The 11,809-nt window shown below is 59.5% G+C and carries 9 protein-coding genes; 6 read left to right on the forward strand and 3 right to left on the reverse strand.

What is annotated here, in order from left to right; all coding sequences use genetic code 11:
• Window positions 1-248: 248 nt before the first annotated feature.
• From A8C75_RS14890 to A8C75_RS14915, 6 genes are all read left to right on the forward strand, one after another.
• Entirely contained in the window at window positions 249-1,436 is a 1,188-nt protein-coding gene (locus tag A8C75_RS14890) for a pyridoxal phosphate-dependent aminotransferase (protein ID WP_067384018.1), read from the forward strand.
• A 232-nt stretch (window positions 1,437-1,668) separates the two neighbouring features.
• Window positions 1,669-2,301, forward strand: a complete 633-nt coding sequence (locus tag A8C75_RS14895) for a TetR/AcrR family transcriptional regulator (RefSeq protein WP_067384021.1) — start codon at window positions 1,669-1,671, stop codon at window positions 2,299-2,301.
• Complete coding sequence (locus tag A8C75_RS14900; protein ID WP_067384024.1) at window positions 2,298-3,368, forward strand: efflux RND transporter periplasmic adaptor subunit; 1,071 nt, start codon at window positions 2,298-2,300, stop codon at window positions 3,366-3,368. Before A8C75_RS14895 ends, A8C75_RS14900 begins: the two co-directional genes overlap by 4 nt.
• A complete protein-coding gene (locus tag A8C75_RS14905; protein ID WP_067384027.1) occupies window positions 3,365-6,418 on the forward strand; it encodes an efflux RND transporter permease subunit in 3,054 nt (1,017 codons plus the stop codon). The genes A8C75_RS14900 and A8C75_RS14905 overlap by 4 nt, the downstream gene beginning before the upstream one ends.
• A 15-nt stretch (window positions 6,419-6,433) precedes the next feature.
• A complete protein-coding gene (locus A8C75_RS14910) occupies window positions 6,434-7,744 on the forward strand; it encodes a TolC family outer membrane protein (protein WP_084784093.1) in 1,311 nt (436 codons plus the stop codon).
• Between the two features lie 259 nt (window positions 7,745-8,003).
• The gene (locus A8C75_RS14915) at window positions 8,004-8,804 is read left to right on the forward strand and encodes a hypothetical protein (protein WP_067384034.1); all 801 of its coding nucleotides are present in this window, start codon (window positions 8,004-8,006) and stop codon (window positions 8,802-8,804) included.
• Window positions 8,805-9,333: 529 nt separating this feature from the next.
• Here A8C75_RS14915 and A8C75_RS14920 read toward each other — a convergent pair.
• From A8C75_RS14920 to apbC, 3 genes are all read right to left on the reverse strand, one after another.
• Window positions 9,334-10,011, reverse strand: a complete 678-nt coding sequence (locus tag A8C75_RS14920) for a hypothetical protein (protein WP_084784094.1) — start codon at window positions 10,009-10,011, stop codon at window positions 9,334-9,336.
• On the reverse strand, window positions 10,008-10,574 hold the full coding sequence (gene dcd / locus A8C75_RS14925) for a dCTP deaminase (protein ID WP_067295970.1): 567 nt from the start codon (window positions 10,572-10,574) through the stop codon (window positions 10,008-10,010). The genes A8C75_RS14920 and dcd overlap by 4 nt, the downstream gene beginning before the upstream one ends.
• Before the next feature lie 138 nt (window positions 10,575-10,712).
• Window positions 10,713-11,804, reverse strand: coding sequence for an iron-sulfur cluster carrier protein ApbC (apbC, locus tag A8C75_RS14930; RefSeq protein ID WP_067384037.1), 1,092 nt, complete (start codon window positions 11,802-11,804; stop codon window positions 10,713-10,715).
• Window positions 11,805-11,809: the final 5 nt, after the last annotated feature.

Raw genomic sequence — 11,809 nt, forward strand, 5'->3', positions numbered from 1 at the left:
GCATATACTAACCTACCTGACCGCCAAGCCCTACTAGGCAAGGCATTCAACGGCCAATCCGCTGCTCGGCCGCCCCCAATGTTCACCTGAGGCGCGGGTCCTGCGCGCAAAAGTCGCGAAGCTGCGGATTTTCTGCGTCAAAAACTGCATTTTTTCGGTACAAGGATTCAGACTGGCAAGGGATTCCGCTATCATTGATCGGCTTGAAAAAGCAGCAAATCCAGTACCGACTAATAGAGGATTGTGGCTTGGACGTTCAACTTTCAGACCGTGTAAACAGTATCAAACCGTCCCCGACGCTTGCGGTTACCAACCGTGCAGCCGAACTGCGTGCGGCCGGCAAGAACATTATTGGTCTGGGCGCCGGCGAACCCGATTTCGACACCCCGGATCATATCAAGCAGGCCGCCATCCGCGCCCTGAACGAAGGCTTCACCAAGTACACCGCCGTCGATGGCACCCCGGGTCTGAAAAAAGCCATTATTAACAAGTTCAAGCAGGATAACGGTCTGGAGTACGCAGCCAACCAGATTCTGGTGTCCTGTGGCGGCAAGCAGAGCTTCTTCAACCTGTCCCTGGCGCTGCTGAATGCCGGCGACGAGGTGGTGATTCCGGCGCCCTACTGGGTCTCCTACCCGGACATGGTACTGGTCGCCGATGGCACGCCGGTGATCGTGACCACCACCCAGGAACAACGCTTCAAGATGACGGCCGCCCAGCTGGACGCCGCCATGACAGAGCGTACCCGCCTGGTGGTGCTGAACAGCCCGTCCAACCCGACCGGCGTGGCCTACAGCCTGGAAGAACTCAAGGCACTGGGCGAGGTACTGAAAAAGTACCCCAATGTACTGATTGCCACGGATGACATGTACGAGCACATCCTGCTCGGCGACCAGTCGTTCTGCAACATTCTCAACGCCTGTCCGGAACTCTACGACCGCACCATCGTGCTCAACGGCGTCTCCAAGGCCTACTCCATGACGGGCTGGCGTATCGGTTATGCTGCAGGCCCGGCCAAGCTGATCGGCGCCATGAAGAAGGTACAGTCCCAGAGCACCTCGAACCCGACCTCCATCGCCCAGGTTGCAGCCCAGGCCGCACTTGAAGGTGATCAGGGATGCGTCGCCGAGATGGTCAAGGCGTTCCGCCAGCGTCACGACTATGTGCTCGAAGCCCTCAACGCCATCGACGGCGTGGAATGCATTGCAGCGGATGGTACCTTCTACGCCTTCCCGAGCTTCCAGGGCGTAATAGACGCCGATCCGCGCTTCGAGAACGATCTGGATCTGGCCGAGTTCCTGCTGAACGAAGCCGGCGTTGCCCTGGTGCCGGGCTCCGCCTTCGGCGCACCGGGTAACATGCGCCTGTCATTCGCCACCAGCCTTGCAACCCTGCAGGATGCCATCAGCCGCATCAGCAAGGCTCTGGCACGCTGATCGCAGAATCACTACTGCACAACATACGGGCCCTGCGGGGCCCGTTTTCGCATCCCCCAGCCCTGCTCCTTTCACTCCCTTTTACTTTCACTTGTTCCTTTTCCCTCGCACCTGTCCCCTTTTTCCTCGCTCCTTAGGCCCCTGCAACCCTGGCGCAATCAATTACGGTTTTAATACGGATCGCAGCGCGCTAGAATGCCAGCTTATTTTTAGCCTGACCGGTCTAGTTAAAATGAACCGCGGACGCAAACCCGAACACTGCCGCGACAGCATTCTGGAAATGGGCATGGAACTGTTTGATCGCAATGGCTATCACGGTACCGGCCTGAAAGAAATTCTCGATGCCTGTCAGGTTTCCAAGGGATCCTTCTACAATTTTTTTGGCAGCAAGGAAGACTTTGCCATCGAAATTATCCGTCATTTCCAGGCCAGAGCCTTTGACTGCTGGAACCTGCAGGCCGACCAGCCACCGGGCTGTCACGCGGCCCGCCTGCGGCACAAGATTGAAACCGAGATTCAAACCAGCCAGGCGCACTGCTTTCGCATGGGCAGCCTTTTGGCCAATTTGTCCGGCGAAATAGGCGCAGCTTCGGATGCATTTCGCAACGCCATTCTCGGCGCCACGCATCGCATCCTTGATGCCCTCGAGCAGGATATGCTGCAATGTCAGCAGGAAGGCTCGGTACGCACGGATCTGGACGCCAGAGCGCTGGCCGAACTGATCTGGAACTGCTGGCAGGGCGCACTGCTGCGCGTGCAGGTGGAGGAATCCACCGCCCCCCTCAGCAGCATGGTACAACTGTTGTGGGAGCGGGTGCTGCCACCCCAGCCAAGCCCCGACAAGGATGCGAAGCCAACACCATGAAAACACGCGATCTGATCCTGCCGCTGCTGCTGGCATTACCCGGCTCCGCCTGGGCCAGCGAAGAAGAGCAACAACAGCCCCGCGGCCTGCCCGCCGAAGTGGTGCTACTGAAGACCCAGCCACTGACACCGGTTATTCAGGCCGTGGGCAATCTGCAGGCCAACGAAAGCGTCATCATACGCCCGGAGCAAAGCGGTCAGATTCGCAAAATACTCTTTCTCGAAGGCCAGGCCATCAAGGCCGGCGAGCTGATGTTTCAGCTCGATACGGCGCTCTACGACGCCGCCCTGACCCAGTCGAAGGCCCGGGTCAGTCTGAGCCAGCAGGAGTACCAGCGTGCGCAGAGCCTGCTGCAGCGCAAGGTCGGTTCACAGAATGACCGTGATGCAGCTCTGGCACAGCTGCGCGTCGATGAAGCCGAAGTCTCCCTGGCGCAGACCCGCATCGACAAGATGAATCTGCGGGCGCCCTTCGCCGGCATCACCGGCCTGCGCCAGGTCAGCCCGGGCGACTATGTCAGCACCGGCCAGGACCTGGTGGAGCTGATCGATACCAGCAGCCTGAAACTGGACTTTCGCATTCCGGAGATTTACCTGCCCGCCGTTGCACCTGGCCAGGCGGTTCGCGTCGCCGTCGATGCCTTCCCCGGACACATTTTCAGTGGCGAGATCTACGCCCTTGCCCCCAGCAGCGATGCCAGGGCCCATAACCTGGAACTGCGCGCCCGCATCGACAACAGCGACGACATGCTGCGCCCCGGCCTCTTTGCCCGCATTGAACTGCACGGCAATGCCGACGATCAGGCCCTGCTGGTTCCCGAGCAGGCCGTCATGCTGCAGGAGGGTGCTTTCAGTCTGATGCGGGTCAACAGTGAAAGCATGGTTGAAATCGTGCCCGTCACCCTGGGCCAACGACGCCCTGGCAAGGTACAGATCCTCTCCGGCGCCTCCGCCGGCGATACCATTGTGACCGCCGGGCACCTCAAGCTCTTCCCCGGCATGCCAGTCACACCCGTGTTCGTCGATGGCTCCAGTGATGCCGCCCGCCCGCAGGAAGCCGCACAGTGATCCTGCCCGACCTCAGTATCCGACGTCCGGTCCTGGCGACGGTCATGAGCCTGCTGATTCTGCTGATCGGCTTTATCAGCTATGACCGCCTGACGGTGCGCGAATACCCCAAGATCGACCTGCCGGTGGTCACCGTTGAAACCACCTACCCCGGCGCCAGTGCTTCCATCATCGAGTCCCAGGTGACCCAGATCATCGAGGATTCGCTGTCCGGCATCGAAGGGGTCGATTTCATGAACTCGATCAGCCGCACCGAAAAGAGCCAGATCACCATTACGTTCAAGATCGAACGTGATCCCGACCAGGCAGCCAATGACGTGCGCGATCGCGTAGGCCGCGTCCGGGCCCAGTTGCCGGAGGATATCGACGAACCCGTGGTATCCAAAACCGAGGCCGATGCCCAGCCCATCATTTATTTGTCCTTCGCCTCCGACCACCACAACCCGATGGAAATTACCCGCATCGCCGATCAGCAGGTGAAAGATCGCCTGCAGACCGTCGCCGGGGTGGCCAATGTGCTCATCTTCGGTGAACGGCGCTATTCCATGCGCATCTGGCTGGATCCCTACCGCATGGCGGCCTACAACCTGATTCCGCAGGATATTGAAGCGGCACTGCGCCAACAGAATATCGAGATTCCGGCCGGGCGCATCGAAAGCCAGGACCGTGAGTTCACTATCCTGACCCGTACCGATACCAACGAGGTGGATGAGTTCGAGCGCATTATCATCCGCAATATAGACGACTATCCGGTGCGCATTCGCGATGTGGCGCGAGTGGAGATCGCGCCGCAGAACGAGCGCATCATCACCCGCTTTCGCGGTGAAAGCGCCGTAGCACTGGGCGTCGTCAAGCAGGCCACCGCCAATCCGCTGGATGTATCCCAGGGTATCCGCGATGAGCTCGAGCAACTGGCAAGCAGCCTGCCCGACGGCATGCGGGTCGAGGTCGCCTACGACTCCTCGGTGTTTATCGCCGAATCCATCAAGTCGGTGTACCAGACCCTGCTGCAGGCCGGCGCCCTGGTGGTGCTGGTCATCTTCTTCTTCCTGCGCAACCTGCGCGCCACCCTGATTCCGGTTGTCACCATTCCGCTGTCCCTGGTGGGCGCCTTTGCCATGATGTACCTGATGGGTTTCAGCATTAACACCCTGACGCTGCTGGCCCTGGTATTGGCCATCGGCCTGGTGGTGGATGACGCCATCGTTATGCTGGAGAACATCTACCGCCATGTAGAGGATGGTCTGGACCCGATCCAGGCGGCATTCAAGGGCAGCAAGGAAATCGCCTTTGCCGTTATTGCCACTACCCTCACCCTGGTGGCCGTGTTTGCGCCGGTCGCCTTCACCGAAGGGCGTACCGGCCGGCTGTTTACCGAGTTCGCCCTGACACTCGCCGGTGCCGTGGTGGTATCCACCTTTGTGGCCCTGACCCTGTCGCCCATGATGGCCTCACGCATGCTGCACCACGAGACCCGCCACTCGGCGCTGTTCAACCTGATCGAAGGCTGGCTGCACGCGCTGACGACGGGTTACCAGACCCTGCTGGATCGCACCCTGCACTCCCGTCTGCTGACACTGCTCATCATGCTGGCGAGCATCGGCGCCGGCAGCTTCTTTTACCTGCAGCTACCGGAGGAACTGGCACCCTACGAGGATCGGGGCACCATAATGTCATTCTCCATCGCCCCCGAGGGCTCCACACCGGATTACGTCGATCGTTATGCACGCCAGATCGAGGGCATCATCAGCGGCGTGCCGGAGCAGAACCGTTTCTTCACGGTGGTGGGCTTCCCCACCGAAACCAACACCCTTACCTTTATCGGCCTGAGCCGCTGGGAAGAACGCACGCGCACACAGCAGACGATCGTCGAATCTCTCACGCCGCAACTCTATGGCGGCGTGCCGGGTACCCTGTCCTTTGCCATGAACCTGCCCTCCCTGGGACAGAGCATTATTTCCCGCCCGGTGGAGTTCGTGATCAAGTCCCAGGCCGACTACAGCGAGCTCAAGCGCATCAGCGACGAACTGCTCAACCGGGTACGGCAGAACCCGGGCTTTGTCCAGGCCGACAGTGACCTCAAGCTCAACAAGCCAGAACTGCAACTGGTGGTCAATCGTGACAAGGTGTCGGACATAGGCCTGGAGGTCGACAGCATCGGTCGCTCACTGGAAACCTACATGGCCGGGCGCAACGTCACCCGCTTCAAGCGCGACGGCGAACAGTACGACGTTATTGTCCAGATCGAGGATGCCAACAGACGCACCCCGGACGACCTGACCAATATTTATGTACGCAGTCCCGCAGGCGACATGATACAGCTGGCCAACCTGGTGGAGCTGAGCGAAACCGTGGCCCCCAAGGAGCTCAACCACTTCGACAAGGTGCGCGCGGTTAAACTGCAATCCCTGCTGGCACCGGGTTACAGCCTGGGCGAAGCACTGCAGTTCCTGCAACAGAACCTGGCCGAAATAGCCCCCGAGGCGAGCTTCGACTACACAGGCCCGTCGCGGGAATTCAAGGAATCCAGCAGCAGCCTGCAGGTCACCTTTGCGCTGGCGCTGTGCTTTATCTTCCTGGTGCTGGCCGCCCAGTTCGAAAGCTTCAAGAACCCGCTGATCATACTGCTGTCGGTGCCGCCGGCCCTCGGCGGCGCCCTGCTGGCGCTCTACTACAGTGGCGGCTCCCTCAGCGTGTACAGCCAGATCGGCCTTATCACCCTGGTTGGACTCGTCACCAAGCACGGCATTCTGATCGTCGAGTTTGCCAACCAGCTGCAGGATCAGGGCATGACCCTGCGCGACGCCATTCTCAAGGCCGCCAGTCTGCGCCTGCGCCCCATTCTGATGACCACCGGCGCCACTGTGCTGGGGGCACTGCCGCTGGCCATCGCCTTTGGTGCCGGCGCCGAATCACGCCAGCAGATCGGCTGGGTTATCGTCGGCGGCATGACCTTCGGCACTCTGCTAACGCTGTTCGTCATTCCCACTGTCTACAGTTTTCTCGGCAAGCGCACCTTCAAGGACCTTGCCCCGCTGTCTCATTTGTAACAAAGGATGCTTTCTGTGAAATCGCTCTCAAACTCAAGTCGCCCGCTGCTTCTGACACTGGCTCTGGGCCTGATCAGCGCCCAGGCACAGGCCGGCAGCCTTGCCAATCTGTACCAGCGGGCACTGGAAAACGACCCGCAACTGAAATCGGCCGCCGCCTCCCTGCAGGCCGGCCAGGAAGCCCTGCCCCAGGCCCGTGCCGCCCTGCTGCCTGAAGTGATTGCCGGGGCAGACGCCAACTGGGTTCACACTGAAAAGGCCGGCAGCAACGACAGCACCGGCGTTACCCTGACCCTGAGCCAGTCAGTGTTCTCGGCGGCACGCTGGTATAACCTGCGCCGCGGTGAAGTGCTGTCTGAGCAGGCGGGGCTGGTATTCGATCAGGACCAGCAGACCCTGGTGCTGCGCAGCGTAAGCGCCTATCTTGCGGTGTTGCGCGCCATCAACAACCTCGACAGCGCCCAGGCCGAAGTGCGCGCCATTCAGCGCCAGCTCGACCAGGTGAATGCGCAGTTCGAAGTCGGTCTGATCGCCATCACCGACGTGCAGGAAGCCCAGGCCAGCTACGACAACTCCGTGGTGCGCCAGATCGAAGCCGAAGGCGAGCTGGACAACAGCTACGAAGCCCTCGATCGTCTGGCGGGCTCGCCGTTTCGCAGCGTCGATGCCCTCAAGCCCGATTACCCGGTGGAAAACCCGACACCGGCCGATCCCCAGCCCTGGCTGGAAAAAGCCTGGCAGAACAACCTGGGGCTGATGATCGCCGACAACAGCATTGAAGTAGCGAGGCGTTCGGCACAATCCGCCCGCGCCGGTCATTACCCAACGCTGGACCTCAACGCCAGCTACGACAGCGACACCAGCAGTGTGTCGGGCTTTGATACCGGTGACACCCGTACCATCGGGCTGGCATTGCGGGTGCCCATTTTTCAGGGCGGCCTGACCAGCTCCCAGTCCCGCGAAGCCGAAGCCCTGCTCAACAAGGCCATGCAGGACCGCCAGGACACCCTGCTGGCCGTCACTCAGCAAACCCGCAGCCTGCTGCGCAACCTGAGCACCAACGTCCAGAGCGTCAAGGCGCGGGCACAGAGCATCCGCTCCAGCGAAACCGCACTGCAGGCCACACAGGAAGGCTTCAATGTCGGCACCCGTAACGTGGTCGATGTGCTGAACGCCGAGCGCACTCTCTATTCTTCCCAGCGCGACTACGCCAATGCCCGCCTGGACTTCATCTCCAACCTGTTCAGCCTCAAGCAGCAGCTCGGCACCCTGAGCCCGGACGACCTGAACACCCTGGATGCCTGGCTCGAAGCCCCCAAGGGCTGAGCCAGAGACTGAACGTAAAACCGGCGCCTGGGCGCCGGTTTTTCGGTATCATGCAGCTAATCAGTTTTCAGACAGCACATAAACACTGCCGTCTCCGTCATCATCGGGCGCTGGGCCCTCTATTGTTTTCATGTTAAGCCCCTTCCTGCTATATATCGCACTCAGCACAGGCGAAGTGCATACTGAAGGCAATCGACCACGCGTACTAAAACATTAGCGCAACCGCTGGATTACGCAATCCAGCCACCGGAGAAGCGACATGAGCAACCTGCTAACCCGAATTCTGGAAAAAGTACGGGTAGCCTATGTGCAGGAAATGAAGGACAACGGCTGCCAGCAGCCGTACCTCACTGCCGAGCGCCTGTGTCACGAAAAACTGCATATTGATGGCGATGCCCTGGCGCGCATTATCGATGAGGACCCCACCCTGCTGGCCGCCCGAGCCAGCGATCTGGTGCAGGATCCCGGCGAGCGCGACAACCCCGCCGTGGGCGTCATTATCTGCTGCAATATCATGGCTGCGGCCCTCGATGGGCTGCTGACAGTAGCGGTGGAAAACGACTGGCTGAATGTCGACGATAGCGGCAACATCCTGGTGGATGACGATGAACTCGGTCAGCAGAGCGCCCAGACACCGGTGGTCGACTACAGCCGCTCGCCAAGAGCACTGGAAAACGCCGGAAAGCCCGGTGTCAGTAGCCTGACACAGCTGTTCCAGGCGGCGGAAGCCGAATACAGCCGACTGCTTGAAAACGAAGTCCACGACGCCTACCAGCTGGCCCTGAAGACCTCATCGGAATTTTCTGTGTTTGCACCCGACGACATAGCACCGCTGGTCGCCGAGAATCCGCTCCTGCTGGGTCTCAGGCCCGACGATATGGTGGATGCCGACCTGTTCGACGGCGACCCACCGGCGGGCATCATTATCAGCAGCCATCTGACTCACATGCTGCTGCAGCAACTGCTGGAGCTGGCGTCTGAACGCGGCGCCCTGGCCCGGGACAGCAGCGGCCACCTTATCCTGCCGGATGAAAACCAGACACAGCCCCAGCTGCATTAAGTCAGGCTGGGGCTGCGGAACTCGCGGGACAAGAAGCAAGGCGTGATTCGTGACTCGTGATTCGTGATTCGTGATTCGTGATTCGTGATTCGTGATTCGTGATTCGTGATTCGTGATTCGTGATTCGTGATTCGTGATTCGTGATCAGAGCATGCTGAAGACCAGTGATTGGCGCCAACCAGCACGGCCGCAGCCTGAAATGAGCGAAGCGAATTCCGGGAAATGAGCCCCAGGCGAATTTCGAGGCTATGCCTGCGAGTTTAGGGAAACAGTGCAATGTCTGCGACGTTCGAGCAGGTGGTCTAAGCATGTGTCCACTTTTGCGGGGTCACGTCAATTCAGGATCAGAACCTGGTGATGAGCGGGGTTTAGCGCTAGCCAGTATTTAGATAACGGTATAAATATGCGCACATAGAAATACCCCCATGCTCACAGTAGAGCAGACACAATAAAGGCGCTGCCCGAAAGGTACAGCGCCTTTATGTTATTCGCAGAACCCGGCACCGCACTGGCACCAAGGCAAACAGACTTAGTGCATGGTCATGCCGATAGGTGCCACAGCGGTCTTGTTCCGATCAAAGACTTCACGCAACTCACTCAGCGGGCGCAGGCCATAATCGCGCGGATCAGCCGGGCGCTCGAGCCAGTCGAGACTCCAGATGCGGGTCATGAGCTCATATTCGCCGATCAGCGCATCCAGGAAGATCATCACCGCTTCAACCCGCGGATCCAGATCCAGCTCCTTGGGCACGTCATCCATGTAAACTTCAAGGCGCAGCTTGGCATCCACCAGACGCAGGGCAAACCAGTAGTCGGTCAGCTCGCAGTACTCGTCACCGACATTGATAAACCCGGGTACCGGATCATAACGGTGATTGAATGCCTTGAACTGAATGCCACTGAGCTTGGGTGCCGCGCCCACCAGGCTCAGCACCATGCCGATGGATTCGGGATAACCATCACAGCCGAAAATCATTTCCACCGGACCTTCATCTTCATCACGCTCGAAGTGAAAGGTCAGGTTCGAATCAATCTCGCGCAGGATATCGCTGTACTGATTCAGCAGCATATCGGCTTCGAAATGGCTTTCCTGCTGACTGTGCAGCAGCAGGTCGATCGTCTGTTCAACCTGCTGCCAGAAGTCATTAATCTGTTCGCGATTGTGCTTCATGATTTGAGTCGGATCGACCGCACTGCCGGTATTCATGTTCGAGGTACTACTACGCCGGTCTGCCCCTGGTACTTGCCGTTGCGATCCTTGTAGGAGGTTTCGCACACTTCGTCGGCACCCAGAAACAGCATCTGCGCCACGCCTTCATTGGCGTAAATTTTGGCGGGCAGCGGCGTGGTATTGGAAAACTCCAGGGTCACATGCCCTTCCCATTCAGGTTCCAGCGGCGTGACATTGACGATGATGCCACAGCGGGCATAGGTGCTCTTGCCCAGGCAAATCGTCAGCACGTCGCGGGGAATGCGAAAATACTCAACCGTGCGCGCCAGCGCAAAGGAGTTGGGCGGAATAATGCAAACATCAGATTTTACATCAACAAAACTGCCGGCATCGAAGTCCTTGGGGTCAACGATGGTGGAGTTGATGTTGGTAAAGATCTTGAATTCATCGGCGCAGCGCACGTCGTAGCCATAGCTCGAGGTGCCATAGGAGACGATCGGTCCGCGGTCGGTATGACGCACCTGACCTGGCTCGAACGGTGTAATCATCTCGCACTCTTGCGCCTGACGGCGAATCCAGCGATCGGATTTGATTCCCATAGGTTGTCCGTATGTCGTGAAATCTGAATGGCGCGGTATTCTACCGGTTTGCGAGCCGGCTGAACAGGCCAGTAGGAGCAGCACCGCGGGTTCGCTGTCGCTGTAACCCGCCGCCGCCCCGGTTTTACCGGCTGCGAATCAGTCGTTCTGCACCGATATATTCGGAAAGGCGCTGCCCTGGGTTGCATTGCGCTGCGCTATCTTGCCGGCCACGCGCCGCGCGATCTTCAGATAAGTCTGGGTGGCCTGTCCCTGCGGATCAGCCATAACCGTCGGCTTGCCGGCATCGGTCTGCTCACGAATCTGCAGTGACAACGGCAGAGCGCCGAGCAGTTCGGTATGGTACTGGCTGGCGATGCGGGCGCCACCACCGGCACCGAAGATATGCTCTTCATGACCGCAGTTGCTGCACACATGGGTGCTCATGTTTTCCACCACACCCAGCACCGCAATATCGACCTTGCGGAACATTTCGATACCTTTCTTGGCATCCAGCAGGGCAATATCCTGCGGCGTGGTGACCACCACGGAACCGGTAACCGGCACCTTCTGCGACAGGGTCAGCTGAATGTCACCGGTGCCGGGGGGCATGTCGATAAACAGGTAATCCAGATCATCCCACAGCGTCTGCGTCAGCAGCTGTTGCAGGGCACCACTGACCATGGGGCCGCGCCATACCATGGGCGTGTTTTCATCGATCAGGTAGGCCATGGACATGGTCTGCATACCCAGCGCCTGAATCGGCTTGAAGTATTTTTCATCATCGGAATCAGGGTGCACGCCAGGCGCCACGCCCACCATCAGTCCCAGACTCGGACCGTAGATGTCGGCGTCAAGAATGCCCACCCGTGCACCGGCCTGAACCATCGCCAGCGCCAGATTCACCGTGGTGGTGGATTTGCCCACCCCACCCTTGCCGGAAGCCACGGCGATAATGTTGCGCACGCCATCCAGGTTGCGCAGATTGCGCTGCGCCTGGTGCGGCTTAATATCCTGCTGGATTTCGACCTTGGCATCGAGGCCCGTTTCTGTCTTGATGCGCAGTTCAAGCTCGGTGCTCAGAGCCGCGCGGATATCGGTGCAGGGGTAGCCCAGCGTGAGGCTAACGACGATACGCTCGCCCTCTTCGCGTACGCCACTGAGGGCGCCGGCACTGGCCAGATCCGTGCCCAGGTAGGGATCCTGATGCTGACTCAGGACTGCTTCAATGCGTGCGCGGGTTTGCTGCATGGGGG

The organism is Marinobacterium aestuarii (assembly GCF_001651805.1).
In the GTDB taxonomy this organism is placed as follows: domain Bacteria; phylum Pseudomonadota; class Gammaproteobacteria; order Pseudomonadales; family Balneatricaceae; genus Marinobacterium_A; species Marinobacterium_A aestuarii.